Origin of the sequence: Streptomyces sp. NPDC046821 (assembly GCF_040645335.1) — a bacterium.
Classification (GTDB): Bacteria; Actinomycetota; Actinomycetes; order Streptomycetales; family Streptomycetaceae; genus Streptomyces.
The window spans coordinates 149,940-174,137 of the sequence record NZ_JBEYYB010000009.1; the positions used below are offsets into that span (position 1 = coordinate 149,940).

The following is a 24,198-nucleotide window of genomic DNA, read 5'->3' on the forward strand; positions in this document are numbered from 1 at the left end:
TCCGGCGCGGCTCGTTCCGGCCGGGTCTCACCATGCATTGGAGGCACTGAGCCGTGCCGTACAACAACATCACTTCGCGCACCGACGCGTCGGCCCTCATCCCCGAGGAAGTCTCGAACGAGATGCTCGGGAAGGCGACGGAGCAGTCGGCGACCCTCAGCCTGTTCCGTCGCGTGCCGGTCGGCCGGGCGCAGGTCCGCTTCCCGGTCCTCAGCGCGCTGCCCACGGCGTACTTCGTCACGGGTGACACGGGTCTGAAGCAGACCACCGAGGTCAACTGGACGAACAAGTTCCTCAACATCGAGGAGATCGCGGCGATCATGCCGGTCCCGGACAACGTCCTGGCCGACGTGGACGCCAACGTGTGGGACGAGGCCATGCCTCTGATCACCGAGGCGTTCGGGCGCGCGCTCGACGCCGCGGTGTTCTTCGGTACGAACGCCCCGGCGTCGTGGCCGACGAACGTCGGCGCCGCTGCGACTGCGGCCGGCAACGCGGTGACCGCGAACTCGGCGGCCACGGCCGGCGGGTTCTTCGGTGACATCGACAACGGCTACGAGAAGGTCGAGGCCGACGGCTTCGAGGTCGACGGTTTCGTTGGCGCCACCTCGGTCAAGTCCAAGCTCCGCAAGTCCCGTGACTCGCAGGGCAAGAAGCTCGACGAGACCCGCGTCAACGGCGCGCTCACCATGATCGACGGTATGCCGGTCGTGTACCCGATGCGCGGCCTGTTCCCGACTGCCGCGGGCTCGCCTCAGCTGTTCATGGGGGACTGGTCGCAGTTCGTCGTCGGTGTCCGCTCGGACATCTCGATGAAGATCCTCGACCAGGCCGTCATCCAGGACAACACCGGCGCGATCATCTACAACCTCGCCCAGCAGGACATGACGGCGATCCGCCTCACGTTCCGCGTGGGCTGGCAGGTTGCGAACACCATCACCAACGACCAGCCGACCGAGGCCAGCCGCTACCCGGTGGCCCGCCTCGACCTGCCGTAAGGGGGCTGAGTCATGGTCGCAGGGCGCAGCAACGAAGCGCGCACGGTCACGGTCACCACAACCAACGCGAGCACGGCCATCACCGCGGCCGCCGGCACCTTCCACGAGGAGGACGCCGGACGCACGATCACCGGCACCGGCATCCCCGCCGCGGCCACGATCGCGTCGGTCACCTCCGAGACTGCAGCCGTTCTCTCCGCGGCCGCCACCGCCGCCGGCACCCCGTCGGTGACGCTGGGCCGCGCACAGCCGCAGGCCTACGGCTTCGGCGGCTGGTCACCGGAGACCGACAGCGAGTCGGAGACGTACAGCATCGGCGCAGGAGCTGGGGCCTCGGCTCCGGACCGGCTGACGAACAACTACACGGCGGTCACGCAGAGGGCGAGGGGCTGACATGGCTGCACGCAAGGCCGCAACGCCCGCCGTCGAGGACAAGCCGGCGGACGCCGAGGAGGCGCCGCAGGACGAGACCGTGGTGGCCATCGCGGACGAGGTCCACGAGCGCGGCGGCTGGGATGCCGGCTACCGCGGCGACCGCGTCGACCCCGTGGACGACGACGCCTACACGGTGTCCGGAGTCCTGAAGGCCGCCGAGAGCGGCGACGAGTAGACGGGGAGGCCACCATGCCACTGCCTTCGCTGGCTTCGGTGGCCGACCTCGCCACCCTCCTGGGCAGGGTTTTCACCCCGCAGCAGGAGCTGCAAGCCCAGGCCCTCCTGGATCAGGCGTCGAGCATCGTGCGCGCCTACGTCGGACTCGACATCACGAAGGCGACGACGACGGACACGTTCACGATGCGGCGCGTCGACACGCTGCGGTACGGGTGTGCGGGCGCGGTGACGCTCCCGCAGCGCCCCATCGAGTCGGTCACCGCGGTCGAGGTGAACGGCCTTGCCACGGCGGACTGGTGGCTGGACGGCACCGAGCTGCTGCTGCGGGCCTGGGCGTGGGCGCGCCCACCGGCCGCGCACCAGCCTCCGCAGGTCACGGTGACGTACACGCATGGCTGGGACCCGGTCCCGGGCGACATCGCGGCGATCGTGATGCAGGCCGTCAACCGGGTCCTGGTCAACCCGTCGCAGGTGCGGTCGGAGACGGTGGGCGGCGAGTCCGTCACTTACCTGATCCCGACGACTGGTGAGGCGCTCGGCGTGCTCCTGTCCAAGACAGAACAGCGGGTCCTGAACCGGTACCGGCGCACGGCCGGCTCGGTCCGGGTACGGAGCCTGTGATGCTGTACCTGCAGGCGATCGTCATCGTCCGGCCAGGCGTCATCGAGGACGAGTACGGCAACACGAAGGCCGACTGGGGCAGCGGGGCGACCCGCACACCGGTGGGTGGCGTCAACGTCCAACCCGCCGGTGGCTCGTCCGAGGACACCGACGACAAGCAGCTCACGGTCACCGGCTGGCGCCTGTACACGCCCCGCCGGATGGACCTCGACCTGCGGGAGACCGACCGGGTCGAGTTCGACGGCATGACGCTGCAGGTGACCGGCAAGGTCGCCCGCTGGCCCGCACCGGGCGGCGGAGTCCACCACATCGAGGCGGACCTGCAGGAGGTCGACTGATGCCCTCCAGCACCTTCCGATTCGTCCCCAACCCGAACATGTTCAGGGAGCTCGCGCGCTCACCCGGGATGCGCGACATCTTGAAGGAACGGGCCGACCGGGGCGCCGACGTGGGCCGGGCTATCGCCCCGAAATACAGCGGCCCCACCTACGACCCCGGGGTCCAGCGCCACGGCGAGTACGCGGCCAGCATCTACTCCGCCGCGAGTATGCGGCCTAACGGCTGGCGTGCCGAGTTCGGGGCGACGGCGGCCTGGTGGGCGCAGGTCGAGTTCGGTTCGGGCCGCCCGGCCACCACCCGGGACCGCCCGCAGGCGGGCTGGTCCCCGAAGACGCGCACGCTCGGGCGTGCCCTGGACGCACTGAGGAGCGCCTGATGTCCCGCATCGAACTGGCCCACTGGTACCGCGGCCACAAGCCCGGCTCGGAGCTCGACGTCACCGACGTCGAACTGCGCGAGCTGCGTCGCGACGGACGGGTCGCGCGCGTCGTCGACGAGCCGCAGGTCGCCGCCGCGGAGCCCGTGGAGGCGACCGAGACGGCCCGCAAGCGGCGATGACTTTCCAGGCGGTGCCGATGCCGGACGTCGAGCTCGTCACCGTCACCTACCTCCGGTCCGTCCTGCCCACAGGAACCGTGGTCGCCACGGAGTGGCCGGCCAGTGTGGCGCAACACCTGCCGGTCGTCGCGGTCTCGCTCGGCGGCGGAGGGTCGCGCCAGCGCGCCGTGACAGTCGACCGGACCGTCGACATCGACGTCCTGGCCGCGACCAAGGCCCAGGCGCGGCAGCTGGCCGCGGACGTCTCCGCACACCTGATTGCCGCTGCCGGCACCGCGCAGCCCGGCGCCCGGATCTACGGCGTCGAGGAGACCAGCGTGGTGTGGCTGCCCTACGAGCCGTCCGCTGAGACGGACCCGATTCCGCGGTACGTCCTCGTGATGAGCATGGTCGTCCGCCCCGCATAGCTCGCCCAACCCGCGCCCCTCATACCCATTCACCCGTCGGCGTCCTGGCCGCACGGGTCCTCGCTCTGCCTGGAGGCATCCCGTGGCGAACGACGCCAACAATGTGCGGGTCGCACTGACCGGCTCCATCTTCATGGCCCCCAAGGGCACCACCGCCCCGGTGGATCTCGACACCCCGTGGGACGCGGCCTGGCTCGACCTGGGCTACATGTCCGACGACGGCGTGTCCCTCGAATACTCGACGGACACCGAGGACATCAGCGCCTGGCAGTCCCTGTCGCCCGTGCGCCGCATCCTCACCTCGGTCGACATGACGCTCGGCTTCACCGCGATCGAGCTCAAGAGCAGGACGATCACCGCGTATTTCCCGGGCTCGACCATCACCACGGTGTCCGGCGCCGTTCAGCGTCTGGACATCCCGTCCGCGCCCGGCCCGCAGGAGTTCGCGTTCGGCCTCGAGTGGATCGACGGCACGATCAAGAACCGGCTTGTCATCCCGCGCGGCGAGGTCACCGAGCGCGGCGGCATCACCCTGGCCCGCTCCGAGGCGGTCGCCCTGGAGATGACCGTGTCCGCCTACGCCTCGTCCGCGCCCGAGATCGCGACGTGGCTGTCCAACGACCCGGCCTGGGCCGCGGCCTGACCCTCTGACTCCCGGTAGGCGTGCCACGCGGGTCGCGCCTACCGGGTTCAACCCGCCCCACCTGCGAGGAGAACCACATGAGCACCAGCAAGAAGGCCACCGCGGGACGCGAAGTCGTCTCCCTTGACGCGCTCGCCAAGCAGCGCCGCGACGCCCTGCCGGACCCCACGACGTATGAGATGTGGGGCGTCGAGTTCACGCTGCCGCCGATCAAGGCCCTCAGCTTCGAACTCCAGGAACGGGTCGGCGACTTGAACGACTCCGCGGGTGTCCTGAAGGAGATCCTCGGCGAGGCGAAGATCAAGGAGATGTACGCGGCCGGCTACCAGTTCGGCGACATCGAGCTGATCGCCGAGGAGTGGCAGAAGCGCAGCGGCCTGGAGCCGGGGGAATCCGAGGCCTCCACCGTTTCCTGACGGAGCACGGGGAGGCCGTCGAGTGGGACATGGCCCGCTACTGGCCGGGCCGGTCCCTGCTGGAGCTGTACCGCGGGGAGATGTCGTGGCGTGAGCTGCGCGTCTTCCTGCGGTACCTGCCCACGGATAGCGCGACCGCGCGCTCGGTACGCGGCTCCACTGCGGTCGAGGACCAATGGACCCTCGACCGGCACCTGTTGGCGCAGGTCGTCGAGGCGACGCGCGAGAACACGTTCGCCATGGTCAAGCTGCACGGCGACCCGAAGAAGACGCGCCAGCTCAAGCCGCCGGACCCGATCGAACGGCCCGGCGTCGAGGCGCGCAAGCAGAAGAGCAATGTCATCCGCTTCGGAGGCCGCCACGGCTCCGGCGCAGCCCAGTTGGCGGGGGTCTTCGGAGGCCGCGCCGCAACCCAGTGACGGGGGTGTGCGGTGGCTGCTGGCGGTGTGCTCGTCGGACGCGGATACGTCAGCATCAGGCCGGAGTTCGAGGGCGACTGGTCCCGCTCCGTCAACTCCCGTGCCTCCAGCGCGGGCAGGAGCGGTGCAGGCGCCTTCTCCAAGGCGTTTGGCGCGGGCCTCAAGGGCGTCGGCGCTCTGGCCGGTGTCGCGATCGGCGCGAACCTGTCGTCGGCTGCGGCCGGGGCGGCGATGCTCGCGCCGGCGCTCGCCACGGCCGGCGCGGCAGCGGGCGCCCTGAAGCTCGGCATGTCCGGTGTGGGCGCCGCGTTCAAGGCGGCGTTCGCCGACTCGACCAGCCAGGCATCGTCGGCCGCCTCGGCGACGCGCGCCGTGGAGTCCGCACAGCGCGGGCTCGCGAACGCGCAGCGCGCCCTCGCGGACGCGCGCGTGCAGGCAGCCGAGCGGGTGCGCGAGGCGAACCGGGCCGTCGAGGACGCGGAGCGCTCCCTCGCCCGCACGGTCGAGGAGTCCGCGCAGCGCCAGCAGGACGCACAGCGGCAGGTCAAGGAAGCCGAGCGGGACCTGGCCGACGCCCAGCGCGAGGCGGCCAAGGTCCAGGGCACCCTCAACGAGGCGCGGCAGCAGGCCGCACGCGACCTGGAGGACCTGAACAACAAGCTGTCGCAGTCGCGTCTGGACGAGCGCGAGGCGACCCGCAAGCTCGCGGACGCCGAGGCCGCTCTCAAGGCCGCCGAGGAGAAGCCCGGCAACGCGCTCAAGGACATCGAGGAGCTGCGGCTGGCCCGCGACCAGGCCGCCCTCGACCTCAAGGAACAGCAGACCGAGACCAAGCGCCTGGCCCAGGACTCCGCCGCCGCAGACAAGGCGGGAATCGACGGCTCCAAGAAGGTCAAGGACGCCCAGGACCGGATCGCCGACTCGCAGCGCAACGTCGCGGACAAGTCCCGCGCGCTCGCCCGCGCGCAGGAGGACGCGCGGCGCGCGGGCGTGGACGGCGCCCGCGCGGTCGCTGACGCCCAGCGCGGCCTCGCTGACGCTCAGGCCGGCGTCGCGAAGGCGCACGCGGACGGGCAGCGCCAGATCGAGGACGCCCAGCGCGCCGTCGCCGACGCAGCCGCCGCGGTCGCGGACGCGCAGGCCGCGGCCGCCGCGCAGACGTCGGCTGCCGACGCCGCTATGGCCAAGCTCGCACCGAACGCCCAGGCGTTCGTGCGGGCGGTCAAAGGGCTGGCCCCGGCCTGGGACGCGATGCGCCTGTCGGTGCAGAACGAGCTGTTCAAGGGCCTCGACGACACGGTCACCACGCTGGGCCGCGCCACCATCCCGGTGCTCCAGCGGCGCCTGACGGAGACCGCGGGCGTGTGGAACGCGATCGCCAAGAACGCGGCCGGCGCCATCACCGAGATGGCCAAGTCGGGGATGCTCGACAAGATCCTCGCTGGGGCGACGAAGAACCTGGCTGTCTTCGAGAAGACTCCCGGCCAGATCATCACTGCGTTCGGCCAGCTGTCCGTTGCGGCTCAGCCGGCATTCAACAGCCTGCTCACTCAGTTCGCCGGAGCCATTACCAGCTTCACCAACGGGCTCTCCAAGAGTTTCGCCTCCGGTGGTCTCGAGCAGGCCATCACCACGGCGTTCGGGATCCTCTCCCAGTTCGGGACGCTGCTCGGCAACGTTCTCGGCACCGTCTCTCAGATCTTCAAGGCCGCCTCCGATGCGGGCGGCCAGATCGTTGGCGTGCTCGGAAGCGTCTTCGGTGAGCTCAAGAAGATCCTGGCCGGGCCGGAGATGCAGGCTCAGCTCCGCAGCCTGTTCACGTCGGTGGCGCAGATCGTCTCGGCGATCGTCCCCGTGATCGGGTCGATCGTGCAGGCCGTCGTGCCGCTGATGGCCGCGATCGCCGGGCCGATCGCCAACCTTGCGCAGGTGCTGGGCCCGGTGCTGCAGCAGCTCGCATCGACGCTCGGCGCCGCCCTCCTGCCGATCATCCAGGCGCTGACGCCGGTCGTCGAGCAGGTCGGTATCGCGCTCATTCAGATCGTCCAGTCGGTGACGCCGCTGCTCAAGCCGATCGCCGACCTGATCACCGGTGTTATCACCGCGCTGGCCCCTGCCCTGTATCCGATCATCGCGCTCGTCACGCAGGTCGTGGACGCGCTGGTCGGACCGCTGACGCAGGTCGTCAAGGCGCTGACCCCGATCTTCATCCAGCTCGGCTCGGTCATCGCCCAGATCTTCCAGGCGGTGCAGCCGTTCATTGCGCCGCTCGTCGACATGATCGGCCAGGTCGCCGGTCTCGTCGCCGGGGTCCTGGCGCAGGCCTTCAAGCAGCTCATGGGCGCACTGGGTCCGCTGATCCCGATCGGGATTCAGCTGATGCAGGATGTCTTCGCCGCGCTGATGCCGGTGCTTCCGGTGCTCGTCGACGCGTTCGGCGAGATCTCGAAGGCAATGCTCGGGCTGATCGGTCCGATCGGCGGCATCGTCGCCCAGCTCGGCAAGCAGCTCGCGCCCATCATCGCCAACCTCGCGCCCGTGCTGGCCCAGGTCGCGAAGCTGTTCGCGGGCGCGCTCGCCCAGGCGATCCCGCCGCTGGCGACCGCCGTGGTGACGCTGGTCGGCGCCCTTACCCCGCTGTGGCCGCTGCTCGGCCAACTGATCGGGCAGGTCGTCAAGCTCGCCGCCGGCCTCCTCGTGCAGCTGCTGCCGACCTTCCTTCAGCTGGCGCTCGCGATCGTGCCGCTGATCCCGTCGCTGGCGAAGATCGCGGCGATCGTCCTGGAACTGGCCGTCAAGGTGCTGTCCTGGCTGCTGCCCCCGCTGACCCAGCTGGCAGGGTTCCTCATCGGCGTGTTCGCCGGCGCGCTGAAGGTCGCGATCGGCTGGATCACCGGCATCGTCAAGGCGATCTCGTCGCTGGTGAGTTGGGTCGCCGACAAGCTCGGCCCAGTCATGACGTGGCTGAGGGACAAGGTCATCAAGCCCGTCTGGTCGGCGATCAAGACCGCGATCAACGGTGCCTGGACCGGGATCAAGACCATCTTCGGATGGATCAAGACCGGCGTCAGCGCCGTCGGCGACGTCTTCCGATGGCTCCGCGACAAGGTCATCAAGCCCGTCTGGTCCGGGATCAAGTCCGCGATCAGCGCCGTGTACGAGAAGGGCATCAAGCCCATCTTCAGCGCGCTGAAGGGCGCGGTGAAGGCGGTCTCCGACTCCTTCGACACGGCACGCAAGGCGATCAAGACGGCCTGGGACAAGCTGAAGGGCATCGCCAAGGGGCCCGTCAACTTCATCATCGACATCGTCTACAACAAGGGCATCGTCGGCGTCTGGAACAAGATCGCCGGGGCGTTCGGTGCCCCGAAGTTGAAGACGTTCCAGTTCGCGCAGGGTGGTGTCCTGCCCGGCTACACCCCGGGCCGCGACCCCCACAAGTTCTACAGCCCCACCGGCGGCGCGCTCGAGATGAGCGGCGGCGAGGCCATCATGCGGCCGGAGTTCACTCGCGGCGTGGGCAGTGGCTTCGTCTCCTACTTCAACCACCTCGCCAAGTCCGGAGGCGCGAACCGGGTTCGAGAGGCGCTCGCGCCAGTGCTCGGCGGGAACCGGCGCCGCGAGCGCACCGACCGGAGCCTGCGGTACAAGGACGGCGGGATCTTCGGCTGGATCGGCAGCGCCGCCTCGTCAGTGGCCGGCGCCGGATCGGCCGCCTGGAACGGCATCAAGAAGGGAGCCGCCTGGCTGGCCGACACGCTCGAAGCGTCCGCGCGCGCGGGCGTGAAGAACGTCGTCGACCCGCTGCTCAAGTCCTTCCCCGGAATGGACACCGGCATCGGCCAGATGCTGCGCCGCATCCCCACGAAGATCATCGACGCGCTGTTCGGCTACAGCAAGGACGCCGACAGGAAGGGCGGCGGCGGAGTCGGCGGCCCGAAGATCCAGAAGGCGTTGAGCTGGGCCAAGACCCAGAACGGCAAGCCCTACCAGTGGGCCGGAAACGGAAACCCCAGCTGGGACTGCAGCGGATTCATGTCGGCGATCGAGTCCGTCATCCGAGGCCAGAAGCCGCACAGGCGCTGGGCGACCGGCGCGTTCTCCGGGAAGACCGCCCCGCCCGGCTGGGTCCTGCACGGCAACAGCCCGTTCAAGATCGGCATCACGAACAAGGGCGTCGGCCACACCGCCGGCACGCTCGGCAAGACCAACGTCGAGTCCCGCGGAGGCGACGGGGTCATCGTCGGCAAGCGGGCCCGGAGCTACAAGGACCACCTGTTCACGTCCTGGTACGGGTTCCAGCCCGGCAAGTACGACTCCGGCGGCTGGCTCCAGCCCGGACTCACCGCGGCCGTCAACAACACCGGCCGGCCCGAAGCCATCCTCACCGCCCACCAGTGGGACGCGGTATCGAGCCGCGTCACCTCCGACGGCGGCCCCTCCTACGCGTACACGATCAACGCCCGCACCGCTGACTTCACCCTCGCTGACCTGCAACGGGTCCAGCGGGTGCAGGAGGCCCGGGCCAGGGTGGGGAGGCCACGCTAGATGCCCATCATCACCGCCCCTGCACCGCCGGACACGGGCGAACCGCCCGGCGGTGGAGGGACCCCGGTCCCGCTCCCGGAGATCGGGCGGGCCACCGCCACCTACACCGACCCGACTGGCACCGTGTGGCCGCTCACCGACATCGACTCCGACTCCGACATCTTCACCCTCGCCGAGGGCGTGTCAGGGCTGGGAGCGACCGCATATGAACTGACGCAGGACCCCCACCCGCGCGGCGGGGCGAAGTTGCGGCACGCGCAGGCGCAGGCCCGCACGATCGTGTGGCCGCTGTACGTGCAGGGCGCCGACCACACGGCGTTCCTCGCGCGCTGGCGGGCGCTCGCGACCGCGTTCACGCGCACCCTGCGCGAGGGCCCTGGGTGGCTGGAGATCGCCCGGCCGGACGGCGGCAGGCGTCGTATCGCCGTCCACTACCAGGACGGGTTCGAGGGCGAGTCCAAGCAGGGCTACTACCGCTACTCGGATGCGGCGGTGATCAGCCTGTGGTGCGAGGACCCGTACTGGGTCGACCCCGTTCCGCTGACCGTGCACCGCGAGTCCGGATCCGCGTCCAGCTTCTTCACCCCGTACCCGACGGTGTCCTCCTCGCAGGTCCTCGGCGCAACCAGGGTCACCAACCCGGGCGACGTCACCGTGTGGCCGACGTGGACGATCACGGGCCCGGCGTCGGCGATCACGTTCACGCACACCGGAACCGGCGAGTCCTTCACCCTCGACCCCAACGCGGTCGGCCACGGCAACCTCCTCGCCGGGCAGCAGGTCACCATCTCCACCGACCCGCCCCGAGTGCGCTACCAGAACGGCGACAACTGGATCGGCGGCCTCAACTGGCCCACAGCCAGCCTGTGGGGACTGGCCCCCGGCGACAACGACGTCACGTTCACCCTGTCCGGGTCGAGCGCCGGATCCGCTGTCGACCTGTCGTACAACCCCCGCTACGAGACGGCCTGACCATGGCGATCCAGCTCCTCATCACCAACCAGGCCATGACCGTCCAGGGCGACCCCCTAGTCGACTGGACCGGCCTCGACGTCACGAAGAACTTCAACGAGCCCGGCTCCGGGTCGGTGACCCTGCCCGCCCTGCCCGACGTGATGGCGCAGCTCCAGCCCGGCAACAGGGTCGTGGTCATCCGGGACGGAGCGATCTGGCTGGCCGGCCCGATGGAAGTCCCGACCGACTACTCGTGGTCCGTGGACGGGGACCCCGGGCCCGGCCGCGTGCGGGTCGACTTCTCAGACGACCTCGCCACGATCGCCGGGTACCTCACCTGGCCCGAGCCGGCCCTCACATGGGCCGGTCAACACGGCGCGACGTGGCGGCAGTTCGATGCAACGAACAGCGAGACGCTCATCCGCACGCTCGTCAACGAGAACTGCGGACCCGGCGCGATCGCAGCCCGCCGAATCCCGAACCTCGTCCTCGACTCGGTCGCCGGAGTCGGCACCAACACCTCGGCCAAGACACGCTTCGAACCCATCCTCGACGTCTGCCGCAGCGCGGCACTCAGCGGCGGAGCGATCGGGTTCCGCATCCAACAGGTCGGCACGCAACTGCGCTTCGGCTGCTACGCGCCAGCCGACAAGTCGGCCACCGCCCGCTTCTCCGAGGGACTGGGCAACCTGCGCTCGGTCGCCTTCAAGCAGTCCGCACCCGGCCTGACGCACGCCCTGGTGGCCGGCAACGAGACCGAGGGCAACACGATCCGCACCTACGTCGAGGTCCCCAACGCGACCGCGGCCGCGACGTGGTGGCGCGTCGAGCGGTACCTCGACGGCGGCGCCGACAACGACACGAACGGCGAGCTGACCGCCGCTGGCACAGCCGAGATCGCGGACGGCTCCGCACCAATCGAGCTGTCCACGGTCACCGTCGACACCGACGACCTCAAGGCCGGCCGCGACTTCAACCTCGGCGACCGTGTCGCGATTGCCCTCCCGCACGGCCTGCAGGTCACCGACATCGTCCGCTCCATCCATCTGCAGGCCGAACCCGAATCGGGCGAGAGCGTCACCACGCTGGTCGGCTCGCCGGACGCAACGAACGATCCGCAGATGGTGCGGTTCATCCGCACGCTGAGCCGCAGGCTCGGCCGACTCGAAACGAGGTGAGCTGGTGGCACAGGACTCGTGGCCGTCCCCGGCCCACAACGCCCGCGCCGTGACCGACACGGAGTACGAGAAGATCGCCGCGCGCTTCTCCGACGACGGCGTCTGGGGCAATCCGACCGACACAGCCGTCGTCTCGGCGGGCTCCGGCCTGTCCGTCAACGTCCGCCTCGGTGTGTACGGCAACCTGCGCGGCCACGCCTGGTACTCCGGCACCTCAGCCGTGAACCTGACGATCGGCACGAACACCAGCGGCTCGACCCGCGTGGACCGCGTTGTGCTGCGCCTGGACCGCTCCGCGTGGACGGTGCGCGCCGTCGTCAAGGCAGGCACCCCTGGCAGCGGCGCCCCTGCGCTGACACAGCAGACCGGCGACACCGGCGTCTACGAGATCCCGCTCGCCCGGGTCACCGTCCTCAACGGGGCTTCTGCGGTGAGCGTCGCCCGCGAAGAGCTGTACATCGGCACCCGCCTGAGGCCCTGCCTCTCCTCGGCACGCAACCCGAGCCCCGTCCTCGGTGAGGTCGCGTTCGAGACAGACACCGGGCGCCTCATCCTCTGGAACGGCTCCGCCTGGAGCACCGCTTACGACAGCTCGGGCAGCGTGTCAGTCGACTCGCCCCTGGCCGCATGGGAGATCACCGTCGAATCCGTACTCGAGAAGCGCAGCGGCAACGTGCACGTGCGCCTTGGCACGTTCAAGCGCAAGGGCGGTGCCCTCGCCGGGCCCACGGATGCCCGCCTGCCGGTGCTCATCCCGTCCGCCTACCGACACCCCACCCGGAACATGTACACGATGGCGTACATCACCGGCGCCGACATCGGACGCCTCACTATCTACCCCGCGAACCACACGTTGGCCGGGCAGGTCTGGCTCACCCAGAAGCCAGATATCAAGACGGGTGACGACATCCTGCCCGGCACCGTCAGTTGGGTGGTGGACTGATGGCCAGGTCAACCTTCGGCGCCGGCGTGGCCGACTTCGTCGTCCGCCCCAGCGACGGCCTCTGGTCTGTCGCCGCCGGCGCGACCATCACCTTCTGGGACTCCGCTGACGCTGGCACCCAGTACGCCGACCTCCTCGACGCCAGCGGCACCCCGATCACGAAGGTGATCGCGGACGAGTTCGGCGCGCTGCCCCGCTTCTCAGGACCGGACGGCGTGACGGGCATGTGGGCCGACGGGGGCGGGACTTCGCGCGCCTGGATGGATGCCCACGGCGGCGCCACAGGAGGCGGGGGAGGGGGAGCGGCTTTCACCAAGCTGATCCGCGTCGTTGCCTCGGCGACGGCCCCGGCGGACGTGCGGGCCGCGGCGTCGTACCTGTGTGATGGCACCGCGGACCAGGTTCAGATCCAGCAGGCCATTACCGACGCGCAGTCTGAGGGCGGCGGCATCGTGCAGCTCACTGTCGGCGACTACAACCTGGCGACGCCGGTCGAAATTCAGGGCACCGCGAACGTCGACGACCCGCTGACAGTGACCCTTCGAGGCGTCGGCAAGAACGCCACGACGCTACGGCCGGCCTCCGGGCAGAACGGCATCCTGATCTCCAACTGGGCGCAGTTCCACCTCGAGGACCTCGGCGTCGTCATCCAGGGCGCCAGCTCGGGCATCGTGGCCACGTCGGTCACCACGACGACCACGCTGTCGTTCTGGGACTCGTCGATGCGGAACATCCGCATCTCCGGTAGCTACACGCCGACGAACAGCGGCTGGGCCATGGACATGGCCATGCCCTGGCGGTCGACGTTTGACAACATCGAGGTCCAGGGGACCCGGAACGGCATCCGGATCACGAACGATTCGGCCAACCAGAACGCGGGCGACTGCACGTTCAACAGGTTCTTCGTCGAGATTGTTGGCACCGGCGGCTACGCCCTGTACATCGAGTCCATCGACGGCAACATGAACCAGAACGTCTGGACGATGTTCGAGGCCGGGGCCAACTCGACCGGCTGCACGGGTATCTGGCTCGGCGGCGCCGTCGGTACCGCGTCCCAGAAGTTCATCGGCCTGAACCTGGAACAGTTCGAGACGCTGATCAACGTCGCGAACGGTGAGAGCAACGAGTTCTTCTGCAACTACATCACCTGCGACGACGGCGTTGTCACGGACAAGGCGTTCGTCTGCGGCAGCAACAGCTACAACAACACCTTCTCCGCCAAGTGGATCAACATCCGATCCGCAGGCACCCTCAAGATCATTGAGGACAACAACACCACCTCGAACTGCCCGAACATCTTCGAGCGCATCCGCATCGAGAACAACCCGACCGGCACCGTCACCTACACGAAGTCGTCGAGCACGGTCTTCCGGGACATCACGACGTTCAACACGGGCAACGCGCTGCCTGCCGGCCTGCTCCAGTACCCGCTATCGACGGTGAACGACTCAGAGTTCAACCAGACCGACCACGGGTTCCTCTCGTGGACCGCAGACCCAGCGGTCATCTCCGGCTCCGCCGTGCCCCTCACAGCCGGCACGGTCTACCTGTCGAAGCTGAAGATCGTCAACAGGGCCACAGTGGTGTCCAACATCGTCTACTACGTGTCCACCGTAGGGACCGGCCTCACGGCGGGCCAAAACCTGGTCGGCCTGTACGACTCCAGCGGCAACAGGCTGGCCGTCAGCGCAGACCAGACGACCGCGATGGGGACCACCGGCACCAAGACCGCAGCGATCACGCCGCAGACGCTGGCTGTCGGCAACTACTACGTGGCGTTCCTCGCGAACGGCACGACCGTGCCCCAGGTCGGCAGCGCAGGCGGTAACAGCGGGATCAACATCGCCGGTCTCACAGCCAGCACCGCACGGGCCCTGAACACCACCGCCGGCAACACCTCACTTCCCGCGACGATCGCCCTGGGAAGCCAGAGCGCGAACGCTGCAGTCCGCTGGGCCGCCCTCACCTAGGAGGCACCATGACGGTCCTCGTCTGCTCACTGAAGACCGACGTCCCGCAGGCCATCCCGGCCGACGGCCGCTACCACATCGTCCGCTTCCCCTTCGGCGCCGAGTCCTACGACGCGCACGCCATGCACGAGCAGCTCGACCCCAAGGGACACGAGGTGCGGGACTGGAAGCGCGACGACCGGTCCGGCCTCATCTGGCCGGCCGCCGACGGCTGGGGCTCCCTCACCGCGATGATCTATTGGGAGGACGGCGGCTACACGGAGCTCCGCGACCGCTTCGTCCGCGACCCGCTGGGCCTGTCCACCGGCGCCGATTCGACCGCGACGGAACACCGCCCGCCATCCCCCGGGCAGCAGTTCTTCCACAAGGGCCACGAGATGTTCGTGCACCCCGGCACGCCGATCGCCCTGCTCGTTGCCCACAACGACAGCAGGCCGCGACGCATCACCCTTGCCGAGCTCAAGCTCGCCATCCACCACGCAGAAGGGGCCTGACATGGCCAAGACGGGCCCACAGAAGTACCCCGGCGCCAGCACCGCGTACTGGCATCAGAAGACGTGGGGCGGCTCCGCTATGGAGTCGAACGTCGTCGTCTGGCACACCACCGAGGGCACCTCCGTGCCGTCGTACAACGGCGGCCGCGAGGCCCCGAACTTCACCGCCGCCCCGGACTTCAAGGCGAAGAAGCTCCGCTGGTACCAGCACTTCGACTTCGACACCTCGTCCCGCGCGCTCGTCAACAAGAGCGGCGGCGTCGAGACGAACACGCTTAACGCCGTGCAGGTCGAGCTCGTCGGCACGTGCGACCCGAACACCCACAAGCGGTGGGGCAGCACCCCGCACCTGTACTCCGCCGAGCTGCCGGACTGGGTCGTCCGCGACCTGGCAGCCTTCGCGAAGTGGGCGCACGACCAGCACGGCGTGCCGCTCACCGCTCGCCCGGTCTGGCTCGCCTACGGCAAGGACTCCCGCCGGCCCGGGGTTTCCCCGGCCTCCTACGGGGCGAGCCCAGCACGCATGTCGTTCGCCGAGTGGAACGGCTTCAAGGGTCACTGCGGTCACCAGCACGTGCCCGAGAACGACCACGGCGACCCGGGGGCGTTCCCGATGGCCGCGATCCTCGCCGTCACCAAGGGCGGCACCCCGACGACCACGACCAAGGCCACGCCCTCGACGAGCGGAGAACTCGACATGACCCCTGAGCAGGTGCACGCCGCGGTGTGGGGCCGGGACGCCATCCCGTCCCCCACCACGGTCTCCACGCACAAGACGAACCCGACCTGGAAGGCGTCGAGCTACCTGCCCGAGCTCGTCGACCGCATCTCCCGCCTCACCGACAAGGTCGACGCCCTCACCAAGGCCGTCACCGAACTGAAGAAGGGCGCCTGATGGCCGCCCCGGTGGAGAAGAAGGTACAGGCCGCCACCAGCGTCTCGTTCGTGGTCGGCATCCTGATCGCCGTACTTAACGACGTTGTGGCGGACGAGTCGTTGCTCGGACCGCTGCCCGCGTGGCTGCAGTCCCTCGTCCTGGCCACAGGTCCCGGCCTGCTCACGTTCGCGGGCGGCTGGCAGGCAAAGCACACACCCCGCTTGCCTGTCGACTGACCGGGAGGCACCGCGTGGACGTTGCGACGCTCGGCGCTATCGGCACCATCCTGGTCGGGCTCGCAACGGCCGCCGGCGCGGCCATAGGGAAGCGTGGAGAGAACCGTACCGCGCAGGCAGCCGGCGTGTTCGGCGGATACGGGGCACTCGTCGGCGACCTCCAGGAGGAGCGAGACAAACTCCGGGAACGGCTGGCCGACGTTGAGCGGCAGCTCATCGAGGCATTCCGCGAACTCGCAGACGCACGCGCCGAGAAAGCTCAGTTGCTCTCACAGATCCATGACCTCACGGGCGAGCGCGACCGCCTGCTAGCGCAGCTGGGAGGACCCCCGACGTGACGAAACACGCTCAGCCGATGCTTGCCCGACGGTGGCGTTCGCTCATGCTCGCCGCGGTGCTGCTCGTGCTGTCGGGCGCGGTGTTGCTCGTGTGGTTGCGCATCGACGCCGAGGCGCAGCGCGCCGACCAGTTCAGCGCCGAGGCCGAACGGCGCGGCGACGATGTCACCACCCTCGCCGAGGACGTCCGCATACTGCGACGGCAGGTCAAGGCCGAGGGCGGTACCCCGGCGGCCCCGGATCCGTCCAAGGCGGTCGACGACCTGCCGGGTCGTGTCCGCGTACCCGTGCTCGTGCCTGGCCCCCGAGGTCTGCGCGGCCCGTCAGGGAAACCCGCGCCCACCATCACTCCCGCTCCCGGTCGGCCCGGCGCAGATTCCACGGTTCCAGGCCCGCCTGGCGCCGACTCGACCGTACCCGGTCCGTCCGGGCCGCCTGGCCCCGCCGGCGCCGACGGCAAGGACGGCGCTCCGGGGACCACCGATTGCCCCGAGGGCTACTCGTGGCAGGCCCCGGCCGACGACCCGGACGCGCTCGTGTGCCGGCGCGCCGACGCCCAGCCGCCCGCCGAGCCGGATCCGTCCCCGTCAGACAGCCCGGCGCCGCTCGCCGCCGCGCTCGACCCGCAGCGCCGCCTGTACTGATCTCCCCCGCCTCGCGCCAACACGGCGCGCGGCGGGGGTTATTCACGTGCGAACCCGCCACCCTCTGCCTACATTGGGCACTGCCCAGGTGCGAAGGAGCGGGTTACTTCCACTGCTAATGGGGTGGTCGCGGGTTCGAGTCCCGCCCGGTTTCGGCCGGTAGCTCAGTTGGTAGAGCACCTTGTCACCTGCACCGAACTTGATCTCTGGGCACACAACTTCATGCACCTCCCGGTGCGCAGGCTGCGGTTACTTCTTTGGTTGAAGCGCCCTCGGGCGCGCGGGCTCGATACCCGCAGGACCGCCGCCACTTTGATCTCGGGAGGCACAAGCATCGGGGCGGCCGGTGCGCAGGTGATCGATACTTCTCCTTTTCAGAGAGGAACGCGGGTTCGAATCCCGTCGCCAGCCCCAGGGTTGGTGTCGTCCAGCGGCCTAGGACACTGACTCGATCGCCGTCTTGATCTCGGGCGCCCCACGCTTCGCCTCCCCTCCATGTGAGGGGGCTTTTCATGGCACGCTTCAACATCCGCACCGCCCGCCCGGCCGCAGCTTCCCCGGTGAAGTCGACCGGGATACGCACCTCGACCCACGAGCGCGGCGCCGGCTACCTGCGCGACACCAAGTCGGAGCTCTTCCTCCTGGCCGTCAGCAACTTCGTCGGCACGGACACGTTCTACGAGTCCGGCGGCGCACGCGACGACCGCTACACGCAGCTCGTGCGAACCCTCGCGGTCACCGACCCCGCCTGGTGCGTCGACTTCCTCCGCTGGCTGCGGTCGGACGCGAACATGCGCACCGCGTCCCTCGGCGGCGCCGCCGAGTTCGTGCGCGCCCGCCTCGACGCGGGCGCAGGCGACCGAGGCCTCGGCGACCAGGTGGCGATCGAGCAGCAGGACGCCGGCTGGAACCGCCGCGTCATCGACGCCGTCCTCCAGCGCGCCGACGAGCCGGGCGAGATGCTCGGCTACTGGACCAGCAAGTACGGCCGCCGCATCCCCAAGCCGGTGAAGCGAGGCATCGCCGACGCCGTCCAGCGGCTGTACACGGAGCGCTCGCTCCTCAAGTACGACACCGACTCGAAGGGCTACCGCTTCGGAGACGTCCTCAACCTCGTCCACGCCGCACCGGCCACCGACCGGCCCTGGCAGGGCGACCTGTTCCAGCACGCCCTCGACCGGCGACACGGCAGCGCCGAGGAGATCCCGGCCCGCCTGTCCACGATCCTCGCCCGCGAGCAGCTCCTCGCCACTCCCGTCGGTCAGCGCCGCCAGGTCCTCGCCGACCACCAGGAGCTCCTCCAGCGCGCAGGCATGACGTGGGAGGCCCTGGCGGGCTGGCTCCAGGGACCCATGGACAAGGCCGCGTGGGAGGCCGTCATCCCGTCCATGGGATACATGGCGCTGCTCCGCAACCTGCGCAACTTCGACGAGGCCGGAGTCTCCGACGACGTCGCCGATGAGGTCGCGAAGCGACTCGCCGACCCCGAGCAGGTGGCCAACTCCCGCCAGCTGCCCCTGAGGTTCTACGCCGCGTACAACGCCGCGCCGTCGCTGCGCTGGGGACACGCCCTGGAGAAGGCCCTCACTGCGTCGCTCGCGAACATCCCCAAGCTGCCCGGCCGCACTCTGGTGCTGGTCGACACGTCCAGCTCCATGCAGGAGGCGTTCTCGAGGGACGGCTCCCTCATGCGCTGGGACGCCGCGGCCCTTTTCGGGATCGCCCTCGGCCAGCGCTGCGCCCGCGCGGACGTCGTGTCGTTCTCCTCGGCGCGCCGCTACTGGGGCGACGCCGCTGGCGCGAACACGAAGGCGTTCCCCCTCAAGCCCGCCGCGTCGCTGCTGCGCCTGGTCGGCAAGTGGAAGGACGGCGGCTGGTTCCTGGGCGGCGGCACCGACACCGCGCTCGCCCTGCGCGAGGAGTTCGCCGCGCACGACCGCGTCGTCATCGTCACCGACGAGCAGGCCGGCCACGACACCACTGAGGTGACGCGGTCCATCCCGGACTCCGTGCCGCTGTACACGTGGAACCTTGCCGGCTACCAGGCCGGGCACGCCCCGTCCGGCGGGGAGAACCGCCACACGTTCGGCGGACTCACCGACCAGGCGTTCCGCATGATCCCGCTGCTCGAGTCGGGCAGGGACGCGGCCTGGCCGTGGAAGTCCCCTGCGGCCTGACCCAGCAGACTTGCCCCTGCCACGCGCCACCTCGGCGCGTGGCAGGGGCAATTCGCAGTGGTGGGCTGCGTCACCGAGCCCGTAATGGTTGTACGTGCTCCGCGCGTAGATGTTCTACGTCGGGCAGCTCGCGACTTGTCACATGCCGGGCGCAACATGCGGCGAGATCGGCGGTCATCCACCTCATTGGGCGCTCTGACCTGATGCACTCCTCTCTCATCACTTTGTGCAAGACCCTGGGGGGAACTCATGTCAGACCACGGGCAGTTAGCCCAGACCGGCATCGGCACCGTCGTCATCGGCGGCACCGCGTACTACGTCGGCGGCTGGATGATCGCCGCCGCGCTCGGCCTCGTCCTCGCCGGCACGCTCCTCATCCGCCTTCGCTTCCGTCGCGGGCGCAGCGTAGGCGAGGAGTGAGCGGCAGTCGCCGTCGGACCCCGGTGCTGGCCGCGCGCCAGCACCGTTCCGGCACCATCCTCATCGGCATCGTCGTACTCGCCCTCGCCGCCGCGTGGACCGTGCAGCACGCGATGGCCGCCTCCCGCTACGAAGACCACACCACCAGCCGCCTGGCCATGGTGTGGCTCGCCCTGTTCTTCGTCTTCATGGCGCAGACGCTGATGTACCACCTCGAGCGGCCGCGCCGGGTCACGCCCCGGCTGCAGCGCCAGCTCGACGAGCTGCACGTCGCGATCCTCGTGCCCGTCTACAACGAAGACCCCGGCTATCTGCGCCTCGGCCTCGAGTCGTTCCTGCGGCAGACTCGGTTACCCGACAGCGTTCACATCGTCGACGACGGGTCGACGAGCTCCGACTACGCGGATGTGCGCGCCTGGTGGCATCGGGCCGCTGTCGAGGCCGGGGTGTCGAGCACGTGGCAGCGCGTCCCGAACGGCGGGAAGAGGCACGCCCAGGCGGTCGCGGTTCGTGTCAGCCCGGACGCGGACATCTACATCACCTGCGATTCCGACTCGTGTTTCGCCCCGAACGCCGTCGCCGAGGCGCTTGCCCCGTTTACCCGGCCGCGGGTGCAGGCCGTCGCTGGCATCGTCATCGCTACGAACAACCGCGCCAACTTGCTCGCTCGGGTCACGGACTTGTGGTTCACCACCACGCAACTCGTGGACCGCTCAGGGCAGTCCGCGGTCGGGGCTGTGATGGTCAACTCAGGTCCCCTCGCGGCGTATCGGGCGGAGATCATTCGGGACAACCTCGGCAGCTACCTGAACGAGACGTTCATGGGCCGGCCGGTCATGTTCTCCGACGACTCCTTGCTCACTCTCTACGCGCAGGAGCGCGGCCTTACTGTGCAGCAGCCGTCCGCGGTCGTCTTCACCGCGATGCCGGAGAAGTGGTCGCATTTCAGCCGTATGTACCTGCGGTGGATGCGCGGCTCGACGATCCGCAGCGTCTGGCGGATGCGCTACCTGTCGATGGCGCGGCCCGCATTCTGGCTGCACTTGCTGCGCTGGTTCCAGATGTTCCTGGTCCAAATGGTCACCGTGTGGCTGCTGTTCGTCGAGCCGATCGCGTTCGACAACCTGCCGCCGGCGTCGATGGTGTGGGTGCCATTCCTCATCGGCTGGGCGCAGGGGCTGCGCTACCTCGGCGTGATCCGCAGCGACGAGCGGATCCGCTCGCGCGCCCTCACCTGGCTTCTCATGCCGCTCGCCATCGTGATGGCTTGGACTGTGCTGCGGTGGCTACGGTGGTACGGCATCGCGACATGCGCCCGTACTGGTTGGGGTACGCGACAGAACGGCGCAGAAGTCTCGCTCGGGGGAGCGGCCCCAACCGCGGCCCCTGTGGCCCCGCCGGTGGCAGCGCTGTACGACCTGGACGGCCAGACCATTCAGGTCGGCGTGCCCCTCCGGTAGGTCTCCTGAGCGTTAGAGCCCTCGCACCCTTCCCCCAAGGGGCGGGGGCTCTCCTCTGCCTGCCGCCCTGTGGTCCGCTCGCCGACGACACGCACTCCTGACCCCCGGCCGCTGCGGCGGCCCGCCAATACGCTGATCGGAACTATCCGCGTTGCTGGCTCGGATGGCTACTCGGAACGCCCCGCCCCCGAACAGCGCCGGGAGCGGGGCGCTCGACTTGGAGGACCCGTGGACGATCTCGTGCAGTGGCTCGGCGCCCAGCTCGATGAGGACGCAGCCCGCGCAACGCAGTGGCACGACTTGGAGTGCGAGATCCACGCCCACCTCGACGCTGGGCTGCTCGCGTCCGTGGCCGCAGCACGGATGCTGGACGAGGTGCCCGGCGCGGTATGCGACTGCGGAGGCCCTGCGCGGGTGCTGCGCGAGATCGGCGCCAAGCGGGAGAGCATCCGGCAGGCAGATCTGTACTTGTGCGACGCCGGGCCCGGGTGCGGCTACCGCACGAAGCATGGGCACAGCGTGCTGCGCCTGCTCGCCCTGCCCTACGCAGACCGGCCCGGCTACCGCGAGGAGTGGCGGGCGTGACAGATCAACCGACCCGACCCCCGCGCATGAACGTCCGCTCCCCACTGGAGCAGCGGATCGATTCGTTCCTGGAGGTGATCGCTGACGGGTTCCGTCCTCTGCTACACGCCATTGGTGATGCCGTTGCGCAGCTCCGCCGCCCGCGCTAGGCCGCTTCCGGCTCGGGGTGGCGGATGCGCTTCTTCAGTGCCATCTCGACATCGATCCGCGACTGCCCGGTCTCGGCGGCGAAGGCGGTCACGGCTGCCTGCACGGCGCTCGCCGTCTCCACGGTCAGGGCGCCGGCCTGGATCTCAGTCCAGGCGGAACGTTCCAGCTCAATCAGATCGTCGGGGAACTCAATGTCGCTCACGAGCGGATATTACGCTGCCTCCACATCGCCTCCACCTACGGTCACGCCGCCTCAACGACCTCCCGGCGCGTCGCCGCCGACCACTCGGTGAGCAGCTGCTCGTACTCGGCCCGCTCCGCATCCGACAGCCGTGCATCCCGGTGAGACCAGAGCGCACGGATCGCCGCATTCAGCTCCGGGACAGACCGCAGAGCGCCGTCAGGACGGGAAGCGGGAGGCATACGGAGAGCGTAGTTGCCAGGCGCGACGGCGAGCTAGGCATCGTGCGCGGCCGGCTATTCGTTGAGCGGCTCGGCTCCGTGCGCTCGTGCGACCTCGTCGATGCGGCGAGCGAGAGCGAAGTCGGCGACGGTCAGCTTGTGGCCGGCATCGTGCGTCGTGATCCCGAACCGCACCTTTCCCCACCGCAGATCGATGTCCGCGTGGTGGCCGATTAGCCGCTCGACGTCCGCCACGTGCACGATCATCGCCACGCCGCCGTGGTAGCGGATCCCGAACGACCGCGTGATCTCATCCCCCACGCGCCGCCACCCGGGCAGCCCCTCGAGGGCCGTCGCGATCTCGTCATCGGTCAGCGGGATCGGGTTGTCCGCCACGCTCTACTCCTCGTTCACAGGCTCCAGGATCTCGACCAGCTCGCGGCCGATCGGTGCATCCTGCCATGGCCGCATGGCCTGCTGAAGAGTGCCCAACTCCCTGCGCATCCGCGCTGACCGCGTCTCCACCGCGATCTCCGCCACGTTCCGCGCGATGTCGACCGCCTGGTCCGGGTCGCCGGCACCGGCCACTGCGGTCGCTTGCCGCGCCATGTACACGCCGCGGTCCCGGCGCGCGGTCTCGGGCACGACGCTGAGGACTTGGGACCACAGGTCGCCCGCCTCACGGCCGAGTCCAAGCCGTCCGTAGCAGGTGGCCCGCTGCACCTCGAGGTACCCGGGGGTGCGCTTGCACGCGTTACCCCAGGGCAGGTCGTCATCCACCCGTGGCAGCAACGTTCCGGCCTGGTCGATGAGCCGGTCCACCATGCTCCGGTCGCGGGTGAGGCTCGCCCCGTGCGCCTGCTGCTGCATCGCCATGATCCGCACCTTCGGCAGCAGGCTCCGCTCGTCCTCCAGCGCGGCCTCGCACAGGTCGATGACCGCGAACCCGTCGCCCAAGTCAGTGCGCACCTGCGCCTGGTTGACGAGGCTGTACCCGATCAGGTGCGGGTCCCTCGACCGCATCGCGATCTCCTGCGTGATGCCCCGCCAAAAGCTCGCGCCCTGCAAGTCCCCCGCATCCTGGTAGAGCCAGCCGACGAGCGCCGCGTAGGCCGCACCGAGGCGCAGCATTCCCCGACGGGTCTCGCCTGTCGCGGATCGAGTGAGCCGGTCGATCACCTGGTACTGCTCCGACACGGGGCCGATCAGGTCGTAGGGACCGAGGAACATGTCCGCGCGGTAGTGGCCTTCGAGCTGGCTCTGATAGATGTCGATCAGCGCCGGGTCGACGTATTGCGACGCGGTGGGGCCGGGGACCAGGGCCGCAGCCGTGACGGAGATGAGAGCGCGGCGCTTCATCTGCTCCTCTTCATGGTGCTCGGGCCTGACCCACCCCGGTGGGGTGGTGAAACCAAGGTCCTCCGGCCACCGGCCGAGCGCATCGTGAATCACGATCGCCGTTTCCTCGGACGGCCAGCCAGGGCGCGCACCTTCCCAGCGCCGCCACGTCCGCGCGGACACGGTGAACTGATGGTCGTCGAGTAGCCGTTGGCCATGTTCGGCGAGGGCTTCGGCGGCGCGCTCCATGGTTCGCCAGCCAACCCTGAGTCTGGCTGCTCGCAGCGCGTCGTTGCGGCCCACACGTTCAGTCTGAGGTGTCATCGCGCCCGTTCCCGGCCATGGCCGCTACGTGGCCACGCGTGGCCACGCGACGGCCTGGTTCTGTCCTGCCGTGTCTCGACATCATCCAACTGTGAGCATCGGACGCGCATCAAACCGGAGAGAAATCCCCACCACGGATGGAACTTC

At 69.4% G+C, this 24,198-nt stretch carries 29 protein-coding genes and 1 tRNA gene; 26 read left to right on the plus strand and 4 right to left on the minus strand.

Features of this window, described 5'->3' with window-relative positions:
* Window positions 1-53: 53 nt before the first annotated feature.
* From ABZ893_RS19740 to ABZ893_RS19865, 26 genes are all read left to right on the plus strand, one after another.
* Window positions 54-998: a phage major capsid protein gene (locus ABZ893_RS19740; protein WP_361405051.1), complete on the plus strand. Its 945-nt coding sequence runs from the start codon at window positions 54-56 to the stop codon at window positions 996-998.
* Between the two features lie 12 nt (window positions 999-1,010).
* Window positions 1,011-1,391 carry a hypothetical protein gene (locus ABZ893_RS19745; protein ID WP_361405054.1) on the plus strand — a complete coding sequence of 127 codons (381 nt, stop codon included), beginning with the start codon at window positions 1,011-1,013 and terminating at the stop codon, window positions 1,389-1,391.
* Window position 1,392: 1 nt separating this feature from the next.
* Window positions 1,393-1,608 (plus strand): hypothetical protein, encoded by a 216-nt coding sequence (locus tag ABZ893_RS19750; RefSeq protein WP_361405057.1) that lies wholly within the window; start codon window positions 1,393-1,395, stop codon window positions 1,606-1,608.
* Between the two features lie 14 nt (window positions 1,609-1,622).
* The gene (locus ABZ893_RS19755) at window positions 1,623-2,231 is read left to right on the plus strand and encodes a hypothetical protein (protein WP_361405060.1); all 609 of its coding nucleotides are present in this window, start codon (window positions 1,623-1,625) and stop codon (window positions 2,229-2,231) included.
* Window positions 2,231-2,569, plus strand: a complete 339-nt coding sequence (locus ABZ893_RS19760) for a hypothetical protein (RefSeq protein ID WP_361405063.1) — start codon at window positions 2,231-2,233, stop codon at window positions 2,567-2,569. Before ABZ893_RS19755 ends, ABZ893_RS19760 begins: the two co-directional genes overlap by 1 nt.
* On the plus strand, window positions 2,569-2,946 hold the full coding sequence (locus ABZ893_RS19765) for a hypothetical protein (protein ID WP_361405066.1): 378 nt from the start codon (window positions 2,569-2,571) through the stop codon (window positions 2,944-2,946). Before ABZ893_RS19760 ends, ABZ893_RS19765 begins: the two co-directional genes overlap by 1 nt.
* Window positions 2,946-3,128 carry a hypothetical protein gene (locus ABZ893_RS19770; protein ID WP_361405069.1) on the plus strand — a complete coding sequence of 61 codons (183 nt, stop codon included), beginning with the start codon at window positions 2,946-2,948 and terminating at the stop codon, window positions 3,126-3,128. Before ABZ893_RS19765 ends, ABZ893_RS19770 begins: the two co-directional genes overlap by 1 nt.
* A gap of 17 nt (window positions 3,129-3,145) precedes the next feature.
* Complete coding sequence (locus ABZ893_RS19775; RefSeq protein WP_361405072.1) at window positions 3,146-3,535, plus strand: hypothetical protein; 390 nt, start codon at window positions 3,146-3,148, stop codon at window positions 3,533-3,535.
* 82 nt (window positions 3,536-3,617) lie between these two features.
* Window positions 3,618-4,178 (plus strand): phage tail protein, encoded by a 561-nt coding sequence (locus ABZ893_RS19780; protein ID WP_361405075.1) that lies wholly within the window; start codon window positions 3,618-3,620, stop codon window positions 4,176-4,178.
* Window positions 4,179-4,255: 77 nt separating this feature from the next.
* Window positions 4,256-4,594: a hypothetical protein gene (locus tag ABZ893_RS19785; protein ID WP_361405078.1), complete on the plus strand. Its 339-nt coding sequence runs from the start codon at window positions 4,256-4,258 to the stop codon at window positions 4,592-4,594.
* Window positions 4,595-4,623: 29 nt separating this feature from the next.
* A complete protein-coding gene (locus ABZ893_RS19790) occupies window positions 4,624-5,013 on the plus strand; it encodes a hypothetical protein (protein WP_361405081.1) in 390 nt (129 codons plus the stop codon).
* Window positions 5,014-5,025: 12 nt separating this feature from the next.
* Complete coding sequence (locus ABZ893_RS19795; RefSeq protein WP_361405084.1) at window positions 5,026-9,561, plus strand: hypothetical protein; 4,536 nt, start codon at window positions 5,026-5,028, stop codon at window positions 9,559-9,561.
* The gene (locus ABZ893_RS19800) at window positions 9,562-10,533 is read left to right on the plus strand and encodes a phage tail protein (protein WP_361405087.1); all 972 of its coding nucleotides are present in this window, start codon (window positions 9,562-9,564) and stop codon (window positions 10,531-10,533) included. It begins immediately after the preceding gene.
* A 2-nt stretch (window positions 10,534-10,535) separates the two neighbouring features.
* Window positions 10,536-11,693: a siphovirus ReqiPepy6 Gp37-like family protein gene (locus ABZ893_RS19805; protein ID WP_361405090.1), complete on the plus strand. Its 1,158-nt coding sequence runs from the start codon at window positions 10,536-10,538 to the stop codon at window positions 11,691-11,693.
* 4 nt (window positions 11,694-11,697) lie between these two features.
* A complete protein-coding gene (locus tag ABZ893_RS19810) occupies window positions 11,698-12,636 on the plus strand; it encodes a hypothetical protein (protein ID WP_361405093.1) in 939 nt (312 codons plus the stop codon).
* The gene (locus ABZ893_RS19815) at window positions 12,636-14,606 is read left to right on the plus strand and encodes a hypothetical protein (RefSeq protein WP_361405096.1); all 1,971 of its coding nucleotides are present in this window, start codon (window positions 12,636-12,638) and stop codon (window positions 14,604-14,606) included. Before ABZ893_RS19810 ends, ABZ893_RS19815 begins: the two co-directional genes overlap by 1 nt.
* Window positions 14,607-14,614: 8 nt before the next feature.
* Window positions 14,615-15,100, plus strand: coding sequence for a hypothetical protein (locus ABZ893_RS19820; protein WP_361405099.1), 486 nt, complete (start codon window positions 14,615-14,617; stop codon window positions 15,098-15,100).
* 1 nt (window position 15,101) lies between these two features.
* Window positions 15,102-15,995, plus strand: coding sequence for a hypothetical protein (locus ABZ893_RS19825; RefSeq protein WP_361405102.1), 894 nt, complete (start codon window positions 15,102-15,104; stop codon window positions 15,993-15,995).
* Window positions 15,995-16,213, plus strand: coding sequence for a holin (locus ABZ893_RS19830; protein ID WP_361405105.1), 219 nt, complete (start codon window positions 15,995-15,997; stop codon window positions 16,211-16,213). Before ABZ893_RS19825 ends, ABZ893_RS19830 begins: the two co-directional genes overlap by 1 nt.
* 14 nt (window positions 16,214-16,227) lie before the next feature.
* Window positions 16,228-16,551 (plus strand): hypothetical protein, encoded by a 324-nt coding sequence (locus ABZ893_RS19835; RefSeq protein WP_361405108.1) that lies wholly within the window; start codon window positions 16,228-16,230, stop codon window positions 16,549-16,551.
* A complete protein-coding gene (locus ABZ893_RS19840) occupies window positions 16,548-17,195 on the plus strand; it encodes a collagen-like protein (protein ID WP_361405111.1) in 648 nt (215 codons plus the stop codon). Before ABZ893_RS19835 ends, ABZ893_RS19840 begins: the two co-directional genes overlap by 4 nt.
* Window positions 17,196-17,287: 92 nt before the next feature.
* Window positions 17,288-17,349 (plus strand) — tRNA-Ser (locus ABZ893_RS19845).
* Between the two features lie 358 nt (window positions 17,350-17,707).
* Complete coding sequence (locus ABZ893_RS19850; RefSeq protein ID WP_361405114.1) at window positions 17,708-19,372, plus strand: TROVE domain-containing protein; 1,665 nt, start codon at window positions 17,708-17,710, stop codon at window positions 19,370-19,372.
* Between the two features lie 249 nt (window positions 19,373-19,621).
* Complete coding sequence (locus tag ABZ893_RS19855; protein WP_361405117.1) at window positions 19,622-19,792, plus strand: hypothetical protein; 171 nt, start codon at window positions 19,622-19,624, stop codon at window positions 19,790-19,792.
* On the plus strand, window positions 19,789-21,252 hold the full coding sequence (locus tag ABZ893_RS19860; protein ID WP_361405120.1) for a glycosyltransferase: 1,464 nt from the start codon (window positions 19,789-19,791) through the stop codon (window positions 21,250-21,252). The genes ABZ893_RS19855 and ABZ893_RS19860 overlap by 4 nt, the downstream gene beginning before the upstream one ends.
* Window positions 21,253-21,480: 228 nt before the next feature.
* Window positions 21,481-21,837 (plus strand): DUF6221 family protein, encoded by a 357-nt coding sequence (locus ABZ893_RS19865; protein WP_361405123.1) that lies wholly within the window; start codon window positions 21,481-21,483, stop codon window positions 21,835-21,837.
* A gap of 145 nt (window positions 21,838-21,982) precedes the next feature.
* Here the strand turns inward: ABZ893_RS19865 and ABZ893_RS19870 are convergent, their stop codons facing one another.
* From ABZ893_RS19870 to ABZ893_RS19885, 4 genes are read right to left on the minus strand one after another with little or no spacing between them, the layout of a single operon-like run.
* Window positions 21,983-22,189, minus strand: a complete 207-nt coding sequence (locus tag ABZ893_RS19870; protein WP_361405126.1) for a hypothetical protein — start codon at window positions 22,187-22,189, stop codon at window positions 21,983-21,985.
* A gap of 41 nt (window positions 22,190-22,230) precedes the next feature.
* Entirely contained in the window at window positions 22,231-22,410 is a 180-nt protein-coding gene (locus ABZ893_RS19875) for a hypothetical protein (protein WP_361405129.1), read from the minus strand.
* A 54-nt stretch (window positions 22,411-22,464) separates the two neighbouring features.
* Entirely contained in the window at window positions 22,465-22,785 is a 321-nt protein-coding gene (locus tag ABZ893_RS19880; protein ID WP_361405131.1) for a 4a-hydroxytetrahydrobiopterin dehydratase, read from the minus strand.
* Window positions 22,786-22,788: 3 nt separating this feature from the next.
* Complete coding sequence (locus ABZ893_RS19885; RefSeq protein WP_361405134.1) at window positions 22,789-24,030, minus strand: Twin-arginine translocation pathway signal; 1,242 nt, start codon at window positions 24,028-24,030, stop codon at window positions 22,789-22,791.
* Window positions 24,031-24,198: the final 168 nt, after the last annotated feature.

Coding starts and splice junctions, on each gene's coding strand:
- ABZ893_RS19785 (WP_361405078.1), top strand. CDS start 4,256: ATGAGCACCAGCAAGAAGGCCACCGCGGGACGCGAAGTCGTCTCCCTT.
- ABZ893_RS19815 (WP_361405096.1), top strand. CDS start 12,636: ATGGCCAGGTCAACCTTCGGCGCCGGCGTGGCCGACTTCGTCGTCCGC.
- ABZ893_RS19820 (WP_361405099.1), top strand. CDS start 14,615: ATGACGGTCCTCGTCTGCTCACTGAAGACCGACGTCCCGCAGGCCATC.
- ABZ893_RS19800 (WP_361405087.1), top strand. CDS start 9,562: ATGCCCATCATCACCGCCCCTGCACCGCCGGACACGGGCGAACCGCCC.
- ABZ893_RS19855 (WP_361405117.1), top strand. CDS start 19,622: ATGTCAGACCACGGGCAGTTAGCCCAGACCGGCATCGGCACCGTCGTC.
- ABZ893_RS19750 (WP_361405057.1), top strand. CDS start 1,393: ATGGCTGCACGCAAGGCCGCAACGCCCGCCGTCGAGGACAAGCCGGCG.
- ABZ893_RS19760 (WP_361405063.1), top strand. CDS start 2,231: ATGCTGTACCTGCAGGCGATCGTCATCGTCCGGCCAGGCGTCATCGAG.
- ABZ893_RS19745 (WP_361405054.1), top strand. CDS start 1,011: ATGGTCGCAGGGCGCAGCAACGAAGCGCGCACGGTCACGGTCACCACA.
- ABZ893_RS19790 (WP_361405081.1), top strand. CDS start 4,624: ATGGCCCGCTACTGGCCGGGCCGGTCCCTGCTGGAGCTGTACCGCGGG.
- ABZ893_RS19875 (WP_361405129.1), bottom strand. CDS start 22,410: ATGCCTCCCGCTTCCCGTCCTGACGGCGCTCTGCGGTCTGTCCCGGAG.
- ABZ893_RS19770 (WP_361405069.1), top strand. CDS start 2,946: ATGTCCCGCATCGAACTGGCCCACTGGTACCGCGGCCACAAGCCCGGC.
- ABZ893_RS19755 (WP_361405060.1), top strand. CDS start 1,623: ATGCCACTGCCTTCGCTGGCTTCGGTGGCCGACCTCGCCACCCTCCTG.
- ABZ893_RS19850 (WP_361405114.1), top strand. CDS start 17,708: ATGGCACGCTTCAACATCCGCACCGCCCGCCCGGCCGCAGCTTCCCCG.
- ABZ893_RS19830 (WP_361405105.1), top strand. CDS start 15,995: ATGGCCGCCCCGGTGGAGAAGAAGGTACAGGCCGCCACCAGCGTCTCG.
- ABZ893_RS19775 (WP_361405072.1), top strand. CDS start 3,146: ATGCCGGACGTCGAGCTCGTCACCGTCACCTACCTCCGGTCCGTCCTG.
- ABZ893_RS19765 (WP_361405066.1), top strand. CDS start 2,569: ATGCCCTCCAGCACCTTCCGATTCGTCCCCAACCCGAACATGTTCAGG.
- ABZ893_RS19825 (WP_361405102.1), top strand. CDS start 15,102: ATGGCCAAGACGGGCCCACAGAAGTACCCCGGCGCCAGCACCGCGTAC.
- ABZ893_RS19805 (WP_361405090.1), top strand. CDS start 10,536: ATGGCGATCCAGCTCCTCATCACCAACCAGGCCATGACCGTCCAGGGC.